Annotated in this window: 12 protein-coding genes; 2 read left to right on the top strand and 10 right to left on the bottom strand. The window is 65.2% G+C overall.

The window, feature by feature from the left end:
• The first annotated feature begins 351 nt into the window (after window positions 1-351).
• Window positions 352-1,194, top strand: coding sequence for a GAF domain-containing protein (locus tag ABIC75_RS02230; RefSeq protein ID WP_354012236.1), 843 nt, complete (start codon window positions 352-354; stop codon window positions 1,192-1,194).
• Window positions 1,195-1,313: 119 nt separating this feature from the next.
• Here the strand turns inward: ABIC75_RS02230 and ABIC75_RS02225 are convergent, their stop codons facing one another.
• The 4 genes from ABIC75_RS02225 to ABIC75_RS02210 are packed head-to-tail and all read right to left on the bottom strand — an operon-like array spanning window position 1,314 to window position 7,118.
• Entirely contained in the window at window positions 1,314-3,401 is a 2,088-nt protein-coding gene (locus tag ABIC75_RS02225; protein WP_354012235.1) for an FAD-dependent oxidoreductase, read from the bottom strand.
• Window positions 3,402-3,406: 5 nt separating this feature from the next.
• Window positions 3,407-4,732, bottom strand: a complete 1,326-nt coding sequence (locus ABIC75_RS02220) for an amino acid permease (protein ID WP_354012234.1) — start codon at window positions 4,730-4,732, stop codon at window positions 3,407-3,409.
• 17 nt (window positions 4,733-4,749) lie between these two features.
• Window positions 4,750-6,051, bottom strand: coding sequence for a Xaa-Pro dipeptidase (locus tag ABIC75_RS02215; RefSeq protein WP_354012233.1), 1,302 nt, complete (start codon window positions 6,049-6,051; stop codon window positions 4,750-4,752).
• Window positions 6,048-7,118 (bottom strand): aromatic ring-hydroxylating oxygenase subunit alpha, encoded by a 1,071-nt coding sequence (locus ABIC75_RS02210; RefSeq protein WP_354012232.1) that lies wholly within the window; start codon window positions 7,116-7,118, stop codon window positions 6,048-6,050. Before ABIC75_RS02210 ends, ABIC75_RS02215 begins: the two co-directional genes overlap by 4 nt.
• A 58-nt stretch (window positions 7,119-7,176) precedes the next feature.
• On the opposite strand from ABIC75_RS02210, the gene ABIC75_RS02205 reads away from it, so the two are divergent.
• Window positions 7,177-8,319 (top strand): P1 family peptidase, encoded by a 1,143-nt coding sequence (locus ABIC75_RS02205; protein WP_354012231.1) that lies wholly within the window; start codon window positions 7,177-7,179, stop codon window positions 8,317-8,319.
• Window positions 8,320-8,345: 26 nt separating this feature from the next.
• On the opposite strand, the gene ABIC75_RS02200 is transcribed toward ABIC75_RS02205, so the two are convergent.
• Genes ABIC75_RS02200 through ABIC75_RS02175 form a run of 6 tightly spaced genes read right to left on the bottom strand, consistent with a single transcriptional unit; the run spans window position 8,346 to window position 17,518 of the window.
• A complete protein-coding gene (locus ABIC75_RS02200) occupies window positions 8,346-10,382 on the bottom strand; it encodes a S9 family peptidase (RefSeq protein WP_354012230.1) in 2,037 nt (678 codons plus the stop codon).
• Complete coding sequence (locus tag ABIC75_RS02195) at window positions 10,379-12,937, bottom strand: CehA/McbA family metallohydrolase (protein ID WP_354012229.1); 2,559 nt, start codon at window positions 12,935-12,937, stop codon at window positions 10,379-10,381. Before ABIC75_RS02195 ends, ABIC75_RS02200 begins: the two co-directional genes overlap by 4 nt.
• Window positions 12,938-12,941: 4 nt before the next feature.
• A complete protein-coding gene (locus tag ABIC75_RS02190; RefSeq protein ID WP_354012228.1) occupies window positions 12,942-14,285 on the bottom strand; it encodes an acetyl ornithine aminotransferase family protein in 1,344 nt (447 codons plus the stop codon).
• A gap of 2 nt (window positions 14,286-14,287) precedes the next feature.
• The gene (locus ABIC75_RS02185; protein WP_354012227.1) at window positions 14,288-15,091 is read right to left on the bottom strand and encodes a CoA-transferase subunit beta; all 804 of its coding nucleotides are present in this window, start codon (window positions 15,089-15,091) and stop codon (window positions 14,288-14,290) included.
• Window positions 15,088-15,933, bottom strand: coding sequence for a CoA transferase subunit A (locus ABIC75_RS02180; RefSeq protein WP_354012226.1), 846 nt, complete (start codon window positions 15,931-15,933; stop codon window positions 15,088-15,090). The genes ABIC75_RS02185 and ABIC75_RS02180 overlap by 4 nt, the downstream gene beginning before the upstream one ends.
• 4 nt (window positions 15,934-15,937) lie before the next feature.
• The gene (locus tag ABIC75_RS02175; RefSeq protein WP_354012225.1) at window positions 15,938-17,518 is read right to left on the bottom strand and encodes an aldehyde dehydrogenase family protein; all 1,581 of its coding nucleotides are present in this window, start codon (window positions 17,516-17,518) and stop codon (window positions 15,938-15,940) included.
• Between the last annotated feature and the right edge of the window lie 9 nt (window positions 17,519-17,527).

Genomic DNA, 17,527 nt, shown 5'->3' with positions numbered 1-17,527 from the left:
GCGAAAAAGTGATCTCAAAAAATATTGCATTGCAATAAGAAGGAGTTGTCACTTGGATCGATTCAAGACAACGGCATGACAACTGGAAGTCAGTCGTCGGCCGACAACGCAGGCGGGGACTGCATCTGCGCTATATGCAACGCATCGGCGGGCGCGCATGCGGCGCGCATCGGGCGCGTTGTTGCAACGCACCCAAAGGTGTTGCGTCATTGACACACCTGCGAGCACGCCGATCGCCGCGTCGTTTGACTTGCATGCGTCATCGCGCCGGTGTCACCGGACACGCGCGTTCCACGGCGCCCGGTTGGCGCATACTCAAGGCGCGTCGTGCGGCCGGGGATCAACGAATTCATGTACCCACAAAGCACTTCCACCGAGTACGTGTGGCCGCCGTCCGTGGCTGGGTTCGACATGCCATCGCCATCCGTCGATGGCGAAAACGGAACAGGGCCACTGATGGTCGCCTTCCTCAGCGCGCGGCCCGATCACTACTGGATCGAAGCGTTTGCATCGGAAGTGGCCGAGTTCAAGGCGCAACATGGCTTGCTCGATGTGCGCATCGATGCGCGGCAACTGGTGGTGACGGGTGAGGCGGCCCAGTTGCGCAGTCTCACCGTCGACCTGCGCGATTTCGTGCATCGCGTCTCGCGCATCAGCCTGCAGCGGCGTGTGCTCGAACGATTGGCGCCGGGTTTCACCTCGGCGGCGGCCGAGCATGCCGCGGCGGCGCGCGACGTGAACCTGGTGGCGCGCATGCCTGGGGTGGCGTCCATCCTCGAGGCGGTGTCGCGCGAAACCGGTATGCGTTTCGCCACGGTGGCGAGGGTTTCCGATACGCGTTGGACGGCCTGCGCGGTCTACGACACGATTAATTTCGGGCTGCGCGCCGGACAGGACCTCGTGCTGGAAACGACCATCTGCAACGACATCCGCCAGCATGGCCAGACGGTGACGTTCAGTCACGCCAGCACGCATCCGCAATTTTCGAAGCATCCGACGCCGGCGCTGTACGGCTTCGAGAGCTACATCTCGGTGCCGATCTATCGCGCGGACGGGCAGTTCTTCGGCACCTTGTGCGCGGTGGATCCGCAGCCCAGGGATCTGGACGAAGCCACGGTACGCGTGGTGGAAAACTTCGCCCGGGCCATCGGGGCGGAGATCGATGCGCAATTCAGGCGCCTCGATATGGCGTGACCAGACCGGCGCAATCGTGACGAAGGCCGGCGCGCGCCGGCCTTATTTTTTTGGCGATCAGAAATCGCTGCAACGAGCGAGCTTGCGCCAGTCGGAAAGCTCGCGTTCGACGAATCACCTCACGTCAACGTCTCGCGCCGCAGATCGTCCGGGTTGGCGGTGTGGAAGTGCCGCTTGAACGCCACTTCGCCCGTTGCCGGTTCTTCCAGTTCACGCGCGTAGCGGTGACCTGCATACACCGCGTGCGCGATCAGACCGGGCGCTTCGGCGTCGCCGATGCAGCGCACGGTGCGAATGCCGGCATCGGCCCAGTCGCCCTGGCGTTGCAGTAGCTCCTGAAACAGCCTGTCGTCGGGCAGCCGCGACGTGACGGTAACGACGGCATCGCAGGCTCGTTCGGTTCGCTGCTCATCCCAGGTGTTTTCCAGCGTCAACGTTGAACCGGCGAAGTTCGCGATGTTGTGCGACACGATGGCCTCGATGCCGAGCTTGGCCATGCGCTTGCGGATATGGCGGTAGTCGAGCGTGTTGACGCTCCATGGGGCGATGCTGTCTTCCGGCGTCACGTAGGCCACATCGCAGCCGCGCTCGCGCAGCAGTTCGGCGGCGACGCTGGCGTAATAGAAGCCATCGTCGTCGAACACCGCCACGCGGCCTTCGGGCAGGCGGGCGTTCATCAGGTCATCGAGCGTGAAGACTCGCGGATTGTCGGCGAGACCGGGAACGCCAAGCCCATTGCTGCGACCGAAGCCATCGCGCCGCCAGTGACAACCAGTGGCCAGCACCACGTGTTCGGCACCGAAGTCGAGTACGTCCTGCGCCGTGAGCAGCGAATCGAGATAGACACTCACGTTGTCGAGCTTGCCGATCTGCCCGGCGCGCCAGTCGCGCACGCGTGCCCACTCGGCCAGGCCGGGCAGGCGTGCTTCGCGCGTGACACGGCCGCCCAGTTCGCGGCGCGATTCGGCGAGGCTCACGTCATGGCCTCGCTGGCCGAGCGCGCGCGCCGCTTCCAGTCCCGCCGGGCCGCCGCCGACCACCAGTATGCGGCTGGGTTCGCGCGCAGGCTGGATGCGTTCGGGATGCCAGCCCTTGCGCCACTCCTCGCCCATGGTGGGGTTTTGCGTGCAGCGGATCGGCGAGATGGTCATGTCGCCGGAAACGCAGATATTGCAGCCGATGCATTCGCGGATATCGTCTGCGCGACCTTCCTCGATCTTCCTCGGAAGATAGGGATCGGCAATGGACGGGCGCGCCGCGCCGATCAGGTCGATCACTCCGCGCCGGATCTGCGACACCATGGTGTCGGGCGAGGTGAACCTGCCCACGCCCACCACCGGCTTGGTGGTGGTTTTCTTGACGAAGTCGATGAAGGGTTCCTGCGCGCCTTCGCTGGCGAAGCGCGACGGCACCGAATCGTTGTACCAGGCAGCGAGGTTGACGTCCCACAGGTCGGGCAGTTCGGCCAGCATGCCGACGATGTCCTGCGCCTCGGCCAGTTCGACGCCGCCGGGTCCCAGCAATTCTTCGGTGGCAAAACGCAGCGCGACGGCGCAACTGTCGCCGACGGCGTCGCGGGTGTCCTGCAGCACTTCGCGCAGCAGGCGCACGCGGTTTTCCAGCGAGCCGCCGTATTCGTCGCTGCGCTGGTTGCGCCGGCGTTGCAGGAAGTGCATGGGCAGCGATAGATCGTGCGCAGCGTAGACATAGATGATGTCCATGCCCGCGCGCTTGCCGCGCAATGCGGCCTCGCGATGCCAGCGACGGTATTCGCGGATGTCGTGCAAGGTCATCGCGCGCGCCTGCGACGGATAACCGTACTTCGATACCTGATGCGAAGGGCCAAGCAACACCTCGCGCGAATACAGGTTTGAGGCGGTCGGTCCGTTGTGCGAAAGCTCGAGCGCGGCGAGCGCGCCGTGCGCATGCACCTTGTCGCACATCAGTGCGAGGGCGGGAATGTCGCGATCGTCCCACAGCCGTGCTTCGACGTAGGGTGTGAGGTCGCTGGTGGGATGGATCTCGCATTCCTCGGTGGATACCACCGCCCAGCCGCCTTCGGCCTTGATCTCGCGCATCGCCGCGTGGGCAAGCGGCATCGCATGACCCATGCCGTTGCAATGCGGCACCTGGAAGAAGCGGTTCTTTGCCGTGACGGGGCCGATCTTTACCGGCGTAAACAGAATGTCGTAGCGAGGATCTCTCATCGAACTCACACCTTGGCCTGTGCCGTTGTCCGATGCGGCGATTTGCGACGCAGCCGCATGATGGCGTAGAGGGGAAGCCCCGCCGCGATCAAGCCCATCGCCAGCAGAAACGGTTCGCGACCGCTGCCGATGAAGGCGAACACGGCATAGATTGCGCCGCCCATGGCGACCAGCAACACCTTGCGACCCATGCCGAAGCCGGCGTTGCGACGCCACACCACCGCCAGCGCGAGCGAGCAGCTCAGATACAACGGAAGGTTTGCCGCCGTGACCACGCGGGTGAGGAAAGTGAATGCCGCCACCAGCGATTGGCTGTAGCTCATCCAGGTCATTACCGAAGCGAGCAGGCCGGTGACGATCAGCGCGATGGCCGGTGCACCATGGCGATTCTGCCGCGCGAACACGGCCGGCAGCGAGCCGTTGTTGGCCATGGTGCGGGTGAGTTCGCCCATCAGCAGCGTCCAGCCATTGAGCGCGCCGAGCCCGCTCACCACCACGAACAAGGCGAGCCATCGACCGGAGCCGGCCGCCGCGAAGCGATCCATCAGCAAGGCGAACGGCGCATCCGCATTGGCCAGCTCCTTCTGTTCGATCAACAGCAGCGGTACCGCCGAGACCACGATGTAGACGACCGCGACAAGGATGGCGCCGGCCATGGTGGCGCGCGGAATCGTGCGCCCCGGGTTGTTGACGCGTCCGGCGGGCACGCTCGCCGATTCGATGCCGAGCATCGCGTACAAGGCGATGGTCGAAGCAGCCAGGATGCCGCTGAAAGTGATCGGAGTGGTTGGCGGGTGAACGACATAGCTTGCAGGCGAGGTGAGCAAGACCCATCCACCGAGCAGCGCGATGGCGACCATGGGCAACAGCTTCAGCACCGAAGTCACGATCTGCACGGCGCCTCCCGAGCGCACGCCGAACATATTGATGATCACGAACAGCCACAACAGACACAGCGCGAACAGCGCGGGCTGGATCACCGCCAGTTGCGGCATCACCACCGTGATGTAACCGACCACGCCGGTGGCGAGCGCGGCATTGGTGAGCCATAGCGAGACCCAATACGCCCACAGCGCCATGTAGGCGGGCAGGTCGCCGAGCGTGCAGCGGATGTACTCGTAGGGACCATCGGCGCCCGGCAGCGCCTTCGAGAGATGGGCGAACACGCGGGCCAGGATCAGGCAGCCGACCAAAGTCAGCAGCCAACCGATCAGTGCGTTGAAACCGTAAGGTGCGAGCGAGGAGGGCAGGATGAAGATGCCCATGCCGATCACGTTGCCGACCACCAGGGCGGTGCAGGTCCAGAAGCCGATCTTGTCGCTTTTGTTCACGTCTGCACTCATGGGGTTTAGTCGATGGAAACCGTCTCGCCAGCCTTGATCACGCCTTGCACCCGGCGCAGGCACTCCACGTCCTGCAGTGGATCGCAGGCCACTGCGACCAGGTCGGCGGCCTTGCCGGGCGCAATCGAGCCGAGTTCCTTCTCTTTCCCCATGAGTCGCGCCGCATCGATGGTGGCCGAGCGGATCGCCTGCAGGGGCGTCATTCCATACTTCACCATGTACGCGAATTGGCGGGCGTTGTCACCGTGCGGATACACGCCCGCATCGGTGCCAAAAGCGATATGCACACCCGCTTTTACTGCTTTGCGGAAACCCTCGCGCTGGGCCTCGGTGGTCTCGATATTCTTGCGCAAGGTTTGCTCGGACCAGCCCTCGCGGCGGCCCACGCTGTCGATGTAGTCGCCGTTGTAGATGTCCGCCACCAGCCAGGTGCCGTGCTGCACCATCAATGCGATGCCTTCGTCGTCGATCAGCGAGCCGTGTTCGATGGAGCGCACGCCCGCCCGCACGGCGCGCTTGATGCCCTCGGCGCCATGCGCGTGCGCAGCGACGAACTTGCCGCGCTTGGCGGCCTCGACCACCGCAACGTGGATCTCTTCCTCGGTGTACTCCGACACGCCCGGCTCGGTGTTGTCGGCCAGCACGGCGCCGGTGGCGATCACCTTGATGTGGTCGACGCCGTGGTCCAGAAGGAAGTCGACATGCTTGCGCACGTCCTCCACGCCTTTGGAGACGCCGACACGGAATTCCGGGGGCACCACCGTGCCGGGCGGCAGGCCGGTGATCTCGCCGCCGCCACCGGGAATGGTGATGTACGCACCGGCAACGAACATGCGAGGACCGGGTACGTAGCCGGCATTGATCGCGTCACGCAGCGCGATGTCGGCAAAGCCGCGGAAGACGCCCACGTCGCGCACGGTGGTGAAACCGGCGCGCAGCGTGTCGTGCGCATTCTTTGCGCCAATGAAGGCGTCGCGTGCGGGATTGCTCTTGAGCGCGGCACCGTAGTCGGCGCTTTCCATCTCGTCGGCCAGATGCGTGTGCATGTCCATCAGGCCGGGCACCACCGTGTACGCCGACCAGTCCCTGACCTTGGCGCCGTTTCCGCTGGCTGCCGACCATGGCTGCACGGATACGACATGGCCATCCACAATTGTCACCGCCTGGTCGCTGAGCAGCTTGCCGCTATCCACGTCGAGCAGATGGCCGGCGTGCACCACGGTGCGTCCCGTGCCGTCAGCATGAGCGACGGGCAAGGCGCATGCCGCCGCGATGGCGCACAGCAGAATGGAAAGCTTCATCGTCATGCAGGTTCTCCCGCGCCTTGGACATAGGCCGTGCGCAACAGGTTGTGGAAATGCCAGACGCCGCCTTCTCGCTTGGGGCACAGCCGGCCAGGCTCGTAGTAACCCGATGCAAGGCCCTTCTGCACGGCCTCGCAGATATCGATGTCTTCCTGCTGCACTTCGTCGCTGAAGGATTGGTCCGCGGCGATGCGCTTCTGCGCCGCGTCATCCTGCGCGTAGTAATAGTCGAACTCCACGCGGCAGCGACCCGGCCCCAGCGGCAAGATGCGATTGGTCTGCAGGCGCCCGGGCATGATGTTCAACATCACGTTGGGATAGATGAAGTAATAGAACGCCTGGCCATCGCCATAGATGTCGGCACTGTTGCGCAGCGGCGAGGATTGCAGCGAGTGCCACGGGAACAGCTCGGTGTCGTAGGCGCGATAGTCCAGCACGCGCGACAGGCCCGGATGCACGTGGGGCAGGTGGTAGCCCTCCAGGAAGTTGTCGATGTACACCTTCCAGTTGCAGTCGATGTCGTAGCTGTCGCGCCGCAGATAGCGCATCGCAGTGAGATCGATGGGCGCGATACGCTCGGCGATGCCGCCGTAGACTTCATCAAAGCCTGGCGTGTTTTCATCCAGCGCCACGAACACCAGGCCCTGCCACTCGTGCACGCGCAAGGGCAGCAGGCGGATGTCTTCCACCTTGAAGTCGCAGGCGTCCTGCATTTCCGGTGCGCTGCGCAGCTGGCCTTCCAGCGTGTAGGTCCAGCCGTGGTATTTGCAGTGCAGGGAGCGCGCGCCCTTGCCGTTGCACAGCGCCAGCGGTCCCGCGCGGTGACGGCAGACGTTGGGGAAGGCGCGCAACACGCCGTCCTGGCTGCGCACGATCAGCACGGGCACGCCGCCGATGTGTTCCACCACGTGGTCGCCCGGGCCGGACAGCTGTTCCTGATGCGCCACCAGCTGCCAGCTGCGTGCGAATACCGCACGCTGTTCCATTGCAAGCATCGGCTCGCCGAAGTAATAGCGCGGGTCGAGGGCGCGGGCGCGGGTGAGGTCGGTGATCTTCGTGTCAGCGTGCATGCGTGGCTGGTTTCCCGGGATAGACTGATGCAACAAACGGTCGAGCTCTGGAGTGCCCATGCCCCGCTGTCGTCTTGCGTTTGCGTTGTATGTCCTGTGCGGCGTCGCCTCGGCGGCCGAACCCCGCGCCAGGGATCTTGGTATTCCCTTCGATGGCACGCCCGGCGCGCTGAACGCGATCACCGACGTGGCGGGCGTGACCGTGGGCCAGGTCACCCTGATCGAGGATCTGCCGAACGGGCACAAGGTACGCACGGGTGTGACGGCGATTCTTCCCCGCGGACGCGACAGCTTCGACATTCCCACGTTCGGCGCATCGTTCGCACTCAACGGCAACGGAGAGATGACCGGCACCGCATGGCTGGAAGAATCGGGTGAACTGGAAGGCCCGGTGATGCTGACCAACACGCACAGCGTGGGCGTGGTGCGCGACGCGGTGATTGCCGAGCGCGTACGTGCGGGTGGCGCGGATGCATCGGGCTACTGGTGGTCGCTGCCCGTGGTGGCGGAAACCTGGGACGGCGACCTCAACGACCTCAACGGTTTCCACGTGCGCCCCGAGCACGCCGCGCAGGCGTTGCGCGATGCGAAGAGCGGTCCGGTGGCCGAGGGCAATGTCGGTGGCGGCACCGGCATGATCTGCCATGAATTCAAGTGCGGTATTGGCACCGCGTCGCGGCGCGTGCATATCGGCGACCGCGACTACACCATCGGCGTGCTCGTACAGGCCAATTACGGCTTGCGCGACAGCCTGCGCATCGCGGGCGTGCCGGTGGGCAAATACCTTCGCGATGACCGAGTGCGTAGTGCAACCAACGCGGCCGCTGCCGACACCGGTTCGATCATCATCGTGGTGGCCACCGATGCGCCACTGTTGCCGCAACAGCTCAAGCGCATCGCCAAGCGCGCCGGCATGGGGTTGGCGCGCATGGGTAGCTACGCCGGCAATGGTTCGGGCGACATCTTCGTGGCGTTCTCCACGGCGAATGCCGACGCACTGCACGACAAGCCCTTGCAGCAGATGAGCTTCATCGGCAACGACCATGTGGACCCCTTGTTTGAAGCCACGGCGCAGGCGGCCGAGGAAAGCATCGTCAATGCGATGATCGCCGCGCGCGACATGCAGGGCGATGGCGGGCACTATGCCAAGGCCCTGCCGCAGGCGCAGCTGATTCCGCTGCTCAAGCGCTTCGGGCGTTAGGAGCCAGCGCATTGACGTTGCCGTGCTCAAGGATGGGCGTCTCCCGATTTCAGGAAGCGGTCGTACCACGCGAGGTTGCGTTCCATCCGGTCACGCAGGTAGCTCGGCACGGTCAGCCCGTGATGCTGGCCGGGGTACATCACCAGCACGGTGGGAATGCCTTGCGAGCGTAGCGCCTGGTACATCTGCTCGGCGCCGATGCAGGGCACGTTGAAGTCGCGCTCGCCGCACTGGAACATCGTCGGCGTCTTGATCTGGTTCGCATGCAGGAACGGATAACTGGCGCGATCATAGGCCTCGCGGTTGGCCCAGGGCGTGCCGAGTTCGATTTCGTATTCGCGCGCGTATTCATCGTCGCCATACATGCCATACATGTTGCCAGAGCCCGCGCCCGCGATGGCGGCCTTGAAACGCGTGTCGCGCGCGATGATTTCGTCGGTGAGGATGGCGCCGTAGCTCCAGCCGCCAAGGCCAAGGCGGTTGGGATCGGCAATGCCCAGCGCTACCGCGCGGTCGACGCCGGCGAGTACATCCTGGGTGTCCTTGTTGCCCCAGTCGGCATAGATGGCCTTGGCGAAATCGAAGCCGCGCCCCGAGCTGCCGCGCGGATTCACGGCGAGCACGGCGTAGCCCTGCGCCGCGTAGACCTGCCAGTCCGGCATGAATTCGTGACTGAACTGGTACACGGGGCCGCCGTGCACGCGCACGATGGTGGGGTAACGACGGCCCGCGACGTAGCCCACGGGTTTGACCAGCAACGCGTCCAGCGCCGTGCCATCGGCGCTTTGCAGGTGCAGCGTTTCGGTGGTGGCCAGGTGTTTTCCATCGAGCCAGGCGTTGTGATCTTCCAGCGGGCGCAGGTGGTCCTGTTCCACGGCGGACAGGCGCGCGGGATGCGTATCGTCGCCACCCAATACCACGATGCGACCGTTGGGTGATACGTCGAGGTCCGCATCGAAGCGTTCGCCGTGCGTCAGTTCGGTGATCTTGCCGCTCGGCAGGTCGATGCGCGACAGGTGCGTGACTTCGGCTTGTTCGATCAACGCGTAGACACTGCGCCCATCCGGCGACCAGCGTGGCTTGGTGAAGCAGCGATCGATCGGCGCCGGCAGCGTCGCCTTGCCGGTGGCGACGTCGATGATCGCAAGCTGCCACGGGGCGTAGTAGATCCACTTGTCCTCGCCGCTTTGCAGATAGGCGATGCGCGTGCTGTCGGGGCTCCATGCCGGACGCGTTTCCCAGTACGGGTCGAGGTCGGAGCCGGCGAACGTGGTGAGTTGCCGCTCCTTGGCGCCGGCCTGCGGCGCGATCACGTAGATGTCGTAATTGAGGTGACGATCAGGATCGGCGCCGCGCTTGGTGACATAGGCGATCAGCTTGCCGTCGGGCGACCAGGCCGGCAGTTGTTCGTCGTGGGCGCCCGAGGTGAGCGGCGTGGCCTTGCCGCTGGCGATGTCCACGATATAGAGATGCTTGTGGCGGTTGCCGAGCCAGCCCGTGTCGTCGTCCTTGAACTGGAAGCGATCGGTGACCACGGGCAGCGGATGCTTCGGCTTCTTGGTGCCGGGCGGATATTCCGGGTCGAAGGCGATCGCCGCGAGTTGCCTGCCATCGGGCGAGAGCACGAAATCCTCCACGCCACTGGGCATGTCGGTGATGCGGCGCGCTTCGCCGCCATCGGCCGGCATCAGCCAGACCTGGGTCTTGGTATCGTCGTCGCTGACTTCGCCGTCGACTTTGCGGTCCGCAAGAAAGGCAATGAACTTGCCATCGGCGGACCACTGCGGACGGCTCTCACTGCTGTCCGGCGTATGGGTGAGTTGCACGCGTCCCGTGCCGTCAAAGCGCACGCGCCACAGGTCCGACTGCGGCTCGTCGCGCTCCAGGTTGGCCGTGCTCACGGTGTAAACGATGAAGTTGCCGTCGCGCGACTGTGCCGGCTCGTCGACATGGGCGATGCGATTGATGTCGGCGGTGGTAAAACGATTGTCGTCGGCATGGGCCGCGACGGGCCCGCTCAACAGCATCATCAGGATCAGGGGCAGGCGCGTGCTTCGTTTCATCGGCTGCTTCGCGTGGGTTCGTTGGATGTCTGGTTGCCGGCCATGGCGCGATAGGCCTCGCGTGCCTGGCTGAGGTAGTCGAGCGTCGCGCGCTTTTCCTCGGCGGTGTTGTAGTCATCGCGGGCGGTGGCCGCCTCGATGGTTCGCGTCAGCCAATCGGCGAACCAGGCGGCATCGTCATGTGCGCTTGGCGTGCGCCCACGGTCGCCCAGCCACACCGGGTTGGTCGTGGCGTAGGGATAGATGTCCAGCACCTGTGGATCGGCGCCGTCGTTCCACGCGCGAAGCAGCAGCCAGCCGCCGTCGAGATCGATGTCCCCTTCATCGTCGAAGGTCTGGTGGTTGCTGCCGAGTTCGAAGACTTTGACCACCTGGCCGTTGTGCACGAGTTCCAGGTGCTCCACGGCTACCGGCGAACGCAGGGCGACGCGATAGTGATGCCGGCCCGTGGTTATCGTGTCGCCGGGCTTGGCATCGTCGAGCAGCAGGCCGAGCAGCGGACCATTGCTGGCGAAGCTGCGACCCGCCTTGAGTGCCCCCATGGCCGTTGCGGCGTCGCGTTTGCCGCCGGTATCGAGAAACACACGATTGAGACCCACCGGTCCGCGCAGCGAGGCGTAGTTGGCCATCGCGTCCGTGCCCGCGCCGGTAGGCAGGTGGAAGCCAAGGTTGAGCAGTCGATACCAGACCTGAGCCGTGGCCTTGTGGTCGGAGAAACCGATCACTTCGATGTAATCCACCTTGCCGTTGATCACATCCGCCGGCAGCTCGTTGCTGAGCACCGCGTCGTGCGCAGGATCAGGCAGTGTGTCGAACGGATGCACGTAGCCGACCAGGCCACCCTGCGCGTGCGCAAGGTCGGCGATCACGCCATTGTGCGGATAGGGGCTCGCCATCGCGGTGTGCCGGTACGCGGAGAAATCCGGCGTGATGAAGTGGTCGCCAAGGTTGAGCAGGCCAAGATGGCCCCAGAAACTCGTGTGGTATTCCTGGCCGTGCAACACCAGGCTGCGAGGCAGGCTCGCCGGATCGGCGTCGGTGCGGAAGGCGGCGATATCGGGAATGCGCTCCTCCTTGTTGACCACCAGGTCGTAGGCAAGATCGAGATCCTCGGCGCGCGCCTGCCGCGCGAGATTGGCTGGCGTGTTGCGGTAGTGCCCACCGTAGTTCATATGGATATGCAGGTCGGCACTGATCCAATCGCCGAACGCCGCCGGCAACGGTTGCGGCACGAGTGCGGCACGCAAGGACACGTCGTGGCCGGCAGAGACATCCACGGTCTTGCGCCATGGCGCGTAGGCAAAGCCGTGCTGCACCCAGAGTTTCACCGAGCCGGCCGGCACGTCGAGGGCGCAGGGCGGCGCGCAATGGAAGTAGTGGGTTTCGGTCGATTGCAGTGCTGGGTCAAAGCCGTCGTCGGCATGCATCCACGCATCGTCTGGCGCGTAGGCTCGGCCATCAGGGCCGATCACGGCGACGCGTGCGGGCGTGCGTTCGCCGTGTTCGTCGACGATGTCGAGCACAAGGCGGGTGCGGGGCGTCTTGTAGTGTCGATGGATCGGCTGGATGGTGGTCGTTGCGCCGCCAAGTGCGGTGACGACGCGCAGTGCCGTATTGCCGACATCGCCACTGCTGGGTTGATTGTCGATATAGGCGATGCGTTTCCCATCGGGCGACCAGCGCGCATTGCGACGATCGAAATCGCCGAAGGTCAACGGCAGCGGCGCGGCACCTTCCGGCGTGGTCAACCAGAGTTGTTGCCACTGCCGGCCGTGATAACTGGTGTAGAGCAGGCGCCTGCCATCCGGATTGGGTTCCGGCCGCGCGTTCCAGCTGGTTTCCTCGCTGAGCACCTTGGTGCGCTTGCTCGGGTCGGTCACCGGCACCGACCACAGGTCGCCCGTGCCCCATGCGATCTCCGGGTTGCTGACGTAATAGATGGTCTTGCCGTCAGGCGACCAGGACGGATTGATGGCATGGTCGAACGCGGAATAGTAGTAGCGATCGAGCGTCGTCTTGCGCTCGCCGAGCAGAGGGCGCGCATGGTGCAGGCCGTTCGCATCGATGTCGGCGATGAACAGGTTGAAGTGGCCGGTGCCCTGCGTCGACACCCAGGTGATGTGTCGTGCATCCGGCGACAGGCGCGGTTCGAGATTCACCGCGCCGTCCGAGGTCAGTGCATGTTCGCGCCCGGTCGTCAGGTCGAGCTGCCACAGTTCGACGGCGTTGCCGTCGTAACGGGTGAATACCGCGCTGCGCCCGTCGCGCGCGACGTCCGGCTGGTTGTCGTAGGAGCGCGGTGCATGAGTCAGTTCCGTGGCGGTGTCGCTGTCGATGCGCTGCCGCCAGAGCGAACCGCCCATGCTGTAGATCAGCGCGTCACTCTCGGGCGTGAAGCTGGCGAAGTCCGGGCCCGTGGTGAGTTGCGGCACGTAGAGTTCGCGCCAGTAATAGTTGTGCGGCAGGTCCACCTGCCTGAGCACGCTCTCGCGCGCCGCCTGCGCCGCGCCAGCGCAGGCGAGCAGGGCGAGTGCAAGGGTCGCTCGGCGCGTCATCGGCTCAATGTCCTGCCAATGCCTGATCGAGACTGGCGCGCAGCAGGACCATGGCCTCGTCGATCTCGCTGGTGCTGACGCTCAGCGGCGGCATGAAGCGCACCGTGCTGGTGCCGCAGGAGAGCAGGAGCAGTCCGTTGTGGAACGCGCGCGTGACCACGGCATCGCACAACGCGCGGGCCGGCGTGCGCTCGGCATCGGCTTCCACCAGTTCCATGCCGATCATCAAGCCCCTGCCGCGCAGCTCGCCGATGCAGGGATAGTCGCGTGACAGCTCATGCAGCCGCGCCATGAAGTGGGCGCCCATCGCTGCCGCGTTGTCGGCAAGCCCTTCCGAGACGAGGTCAAGCGTGGCATTGGCTGCCGCGCAGGCAAGCGGATTGCCGCCGTAGGTGTTGCCGTGCGCGCCGCGCTTCCATTGCGACATCAATGATTTCTTCGCAACCACGGCGCCGATTGGCAGGCCCGAGCCCAGGCCCTTGGCCAGCGTCATGATGTCCGGCACCACGCCGGTGTGCTCGCACGCGAACATCTTGCCGGTGCGGCCCACGCCCGATTGCACTTCGTCGAAGATCAGCAGGATCCCGTGCTCGTCGCAGAGTTCGCGCAGGCCGGCAAGAAAGCCCTCAGGCGGCACGATGTAGCCGCCTTCGCCCTGGATCGGTTCGACCAGGAACGCGGCGACTTCGGAAGCTGGCACGCTGCGCTCGAACAGCATGCGGATGTAGTCGAGCACGGCCTTGCCCTGGTCGGCACCGGCGAACAGCGGGCGATACGGATTCGGGTACGGCACGTGCGTCACGCCAGGCATGGTCGGCGCGAAGCCAAGCTGCTGTGTGTACTTGCTCGACGTAAACGAGAGCGAGCCCATGGTGCGGCCATGGAAGCCACCGAGGAAGCCGATATAGCGCGGTCGCCGCGTCACGTAGCGCACGAGTTTCAGTGCGCCTTCCACCGCTTCGGTGCCGGACTGGCAAAGGAAGCTCATCGCCGGTTCGCCGGCGAGCGTCAGCATCGGCGCCACGCGCGCGAGACGTTCGCCCAGCCCCAGCATCTGCGCGTGCCAGTAGTCGCTGGAAATATGCAGGAACTTGTCCGCCGCGCACTTCACTGCTTCGACGACGCGCGGATGGGCATGGCCCGTTGCGCATACCGCGATGCCCGCGGCGAAATCGAGAAAGCGGTTGCCGTCGACGTCCCACACTTCCGTGCCACGACCGTGCGACATCGCGAACGGGTAGTCACGCGGATACGAGGGCGAGATCACTTCGGCATCGCGGGCGATCATGGCGGCGGCCTTCGGGCCGGGCAGCGCGGTCTTGATGTGGGCGGGATTGGGCACGGTCATGGTCACGGCAATCCTTCGGGTGGAAGCGGAATGTGGACAGGGCGCGCGTGCGCCTCGCGGGTGCGTGAGTTGAGTGCGCGCAGGGTGTCGAGTTCGTAGGCGGTGGGTGGGGCGATTGTGTCGAGGCTCTCGGCAACGCGCAGTGGCCAGCCGATCGCGGCGCGCGCTTCGTCGATGCTGGCATCGGCGTACAGCGCCACGAGCTGCAATTCGTCGGTCTCGGGGTGCGGTGCGAGCATGCCGACGTCGGTGATCACCGCGCGAGGTCCGCTGCCAAGGGAGCCGGTGCGTGCTCGCGCACCATGGCCATCGAGGTAGCCGGCGCTGGTTCGAAAGTCGAGATGTTCGACGAAGCTGCGCGGAGTCGCCTTTGCCATCACGAACACCTGCTTCACATGCAGCGCGATTTCAGGTGCGCCGCCGGCGCCGGGAAGGCGCGTCGTTGGCGCGTCGTAAGGCCCAATCACCGTGCTGTTGAGGTTGCCGTGGCGATCGATCTGCGCGGCGCCGAGGAAACCCACGTCCACGCGCCCCGCCTGCAGGTAGTAGCTGAAGACTTCCGGCAGCGATATGACGCAGGCGGCGGTCTCGGCCAGTTCGCCGTCGCCGATCGACAAGGGCAGCACATCGGGCCGTGTGCCGATGGTGCCCGATTCGTAGATCAGCACGATTCCTGCGGCGTGCGTCAGCCGTGCCAGGTTGCACGCCGCACTTGGTAGCCCGATGCCGACGAAGCAGACCGAGTGGTTCTTCAGCAAGCGCGATGCCGCTATGGTCATCCATTCGTCGCGGGTGCAATCACTCATGGGGCGGCCTGCTGCAGGCCGGCGAGGAACGTGCGGTGATCGCGTGTGCCGATCACGTGTGCGTTCATCCATGCCTTGAAACTGTCCCGCTCGCGCGCAATCGCATCCCAATGTTGGTAGAAGGCGTTGTCGCGCGTGTAATGGCCTTGCGCATAGGAGGGATACGCGCCACCGGGGCAATGCACCACGGCGCTGACGATCCAGTACGGCAACACGATGGCATTCATCGCCGGCGGCAGTTCGTCGACGATCTCCTCCACCGTGACGATCAGCGTTTGCGCCGCCAGTGCGGCTTCGCGCGCTGCGCCGATGATGCCGTCGATGGCGACATTGCCTTCGCGGTCCGCGCGCTGTGCGTGCAGAATCGTCACGTCGGGATTGATGGCGGGGACGGCGGCCAGCGATTCGCCCGTGAACGGGCAGGTGACGTGGCGGATGTTCGGATTGCGCGCGGGAAGGTCGGTGCCCACATAGCCGCGCAGCACGCCGAATGGCAGTCGCGATGCGCCGGCGCAGAAGGCGGTGGCCATGCCCGCGTGGCTGTGTTCGTCCAGTTCCAGTGCATTGGGCCACTGGCGTTCCACGGCGTCACGCAAGCGGTGCAGTGAGCCCACGCCAGGATTGCCGCCCCAGGAAAAGGTGAGCTTGCGCGCGCAGCCCATACCTATCATCTGGTCGTAGACCAGGTCGGGCGTCATGCGGATCAGGTGCAGGTCGCGCCGGCGCTGGCGGATGATCTCGTGGCCCGCCGCAAATGGAATCAGATGGGTGAAGCCTTCGAGCGCGATGCTGGCGCCATCGGCGACGAAGTTCTCGATCGCATCGGCAAGCGACAGATGCATGGACTCACTCCACCACGGTACGCGACTGCTCGCGCAGGTATTGCGCGAGGTAATAGAACGAGGCGATGGCCTTGCCGGTGGAGCCCGAACCTTTCCAGCCGCCGAACGGCTGGTAGCCGGGCCACGCGCCGGTAGTCGCGCCTTGCGGGCGGTTGGCGTACGTCACGCCGGCTTCGATGTTGTCGTGGAACCACGGCACTTCGGATTCGCTGCCGAAGAATCCTGCGGTGAGGCCCATGGGCGAATCGTTGGCCAGCCGCATGGCATCGTCGCGATCCCGGTATCGGTGCAGCATCAGGATGGGAACGAACATTTCCTGTTGCCACAGCGGATGCGACAGCGGTGCTTCGGCAAGCAGGGGTTCGACGTAGTAGCCGTTGGCGAGTGCCGGATCGGCTGCATGATTGCCCAACTGCGCGCCGCCGCTGATCACGCGCGCGCCACTGCTGCGAAGGGCATCGGCGTATTGCCGGTAGTTGGCGTACGCCGTTGCGTTGACGACGGGGCCAAGCCAGTTCTCCCGGCGACGCGGATCGCCGACGCGAATCGCGGCGATCTGCGCCTGCAGGCGTTCGATGAGTGCATCGGCGACACGCTCGTGCACATAGAGTCGCGACAGCGCCGAGCACTTCTGGCCGCCCATGCCATAGGCGGATCGCACGATGCCGGCCGCGGCACGGTCGAGGTCGGCGTGTTCGGTGACGATGCACGGATTCTTCCCGCCCATCTCCGCGATGCAGGGGCGCGCATAGGCACCGCTGCCCATCTGCTGCATCAACTGCCGGCCCACCGGCACCGAACCGGTGAAGGTGATGCCTGAGGTATGCGGATGCCGCACCAGCGCTTCGCCGACATCGCGTCCTGCGCCGGAGAGATAGTTGAAAACGCCGGGCGGCAGTCCTGCGTCGCGGATGCAGTCGGCCAGCAGGCGGCCTGCCCACGGTGTATCGGTGGCGCCCTTGAGCACCACCGTATTGCCGGTCACCAGCGCGGCAGCGGTGGGTCCGCCCGCAAGAGCAAGCGGAAAGTTGAACGGCGCGATCACCACCCACACGCCGTAGGGCCGCATCACGCTGGCGTTATGCGATGCCGCGCCGTCGATGGGATCATCGGGAAGCGCGTTGACGTAACCTGCATGGCTTTCGAAATCGTCGGCGTAGTGACGGAAGAAGTCGACTGTTTCCTGCGTTTCGCCCAGGGCTTCCATGCGGTTCTTGCCCACTTCGAGCGTGAGCGCGGCGGCGATATCGTAGACGCGAGCCTCCATGATCTCGCCCACGCGACGAACCAGGCGGGCACGCTCGCTTACGGACGTCGCTCTCCACGCCGGGTAAGCGGCGCGCGCCGCTTCCATGGCGGCATGGGCATCGCCCGCGTCGGCCAGTGCGAAGTAGCCGAGTCGCAAGTGGCTGTCGAACGGTGCGCGGCGCTCGACGTATTGCGCGGCGTCGCGATCCGCGCCATCGATGAACAAGGGGTGGCGCGCGCCGCCGGCGGCCTCGACGCGTGCCATGGCCTCCTCGAAGCGCTCGTGCATGGCTTCCGGCGGGTTGTACATGGTGGCGTACGTGAGACGGAAGCTCATGGATGTTTC

This window comes from Dyella japonica, assembly GCF_040545895.1.
GTDB lineage: Bacteria > Pseudomonadota > Gammaproteobacteria > Xanthomonadales > Rhodanobacteraceae > Dyella > Dyella japonica_D.
This window is presented reverse-complemented; position numbering and strand designations above follow the sequence as displayed.

What these genes read in the sequence shown, in the direction of transcription:
- ABIC75_RS02175 (WP_354012225.1), bottom strand. Translation starts at nt 17,518, where the DNA reads ATGAGCTTCCGTCTCACGTACGCCACCATGTACAACCCGCCGGAAGCC.
- ABIC75_RS02230 (WP_354012236.1), top strand. Translation starts at nt 352, where the DNA reads ATGTACCCACAAAGCACTTCCACCGAGTACGTGTGGCCGCCGTCCGTG.
- ABIC75_RS02210 (WP_354012232.1), bottom strand. Translation starts at nt 7,118, where the DNA reads ATGCACGCTGACACGAAGATCACCGACCTCACCCGCGCCCGCGCCCTC.
- ABIC75_RS02225 (WP_354012235.1), bottom strand. Translation starts at nt 3,401, where the DNA reads ATGAGAGATCCTCGCTACGACATTCTGTTTACGCCGGTAAAGATCGGC.
- ABIC75_RS02200 (WP_354012230.1), bottom strand. Translation starts at nt 10,382, where the DNA reads ATGAAACGAAGCACGCGCCTGCCCCTGATCCTGATGATGCTGTTGAGC.
- ABIC75_RS02215 (WP_354012233.1), bottom strand. Translation starts at nt 6,051, where the DNA reads ATGACGATGAAGCTTTCCATTCTGCTGTGCGCCATCGCGGCGGCATGC.
- ABIC75_RS02180 (WP_354012226.1), bottom strand. Translation starts at nt 15,933, where the DNA reads ATGCATCTGTCGCTTGCCGATGCGATCGAGAACTTCGTCGCCGATGGC.
- ABIC75_RS02205 (WP_354012231.1), top strand. Translation starts at nt 7,177, where the DNA reads ATGCCCCGCTGTCGTCTTGCGTTTGCGTTGTATGTCCTGTGCGGCGTC.
- ABIC75_RS02190 (WP_354012228.1), bottom strand. Translation starts at nt 14,285, where the DNA reads ATGACCGTGCCCAATCCCGCCCACATCAAGACCGCGCTGCCCGGCCCG.
- ABIC75_RS02185 (WP_354012227.1), bottom strand. Translation starts at nt 15,091, where the DNA reads ATGAGTGATTGCACCCGCGACGAATGGATGACCATAGCGGCATCGCGC.
- ABIC75_RS02195 (WP_354012229.1), bottom strand. Translation starts at nt 12,937, where the DNA reads ATGACGCGCCGAGCGACCCTTGCACTCGCCCTGCTCGCCTGCGCTGGC.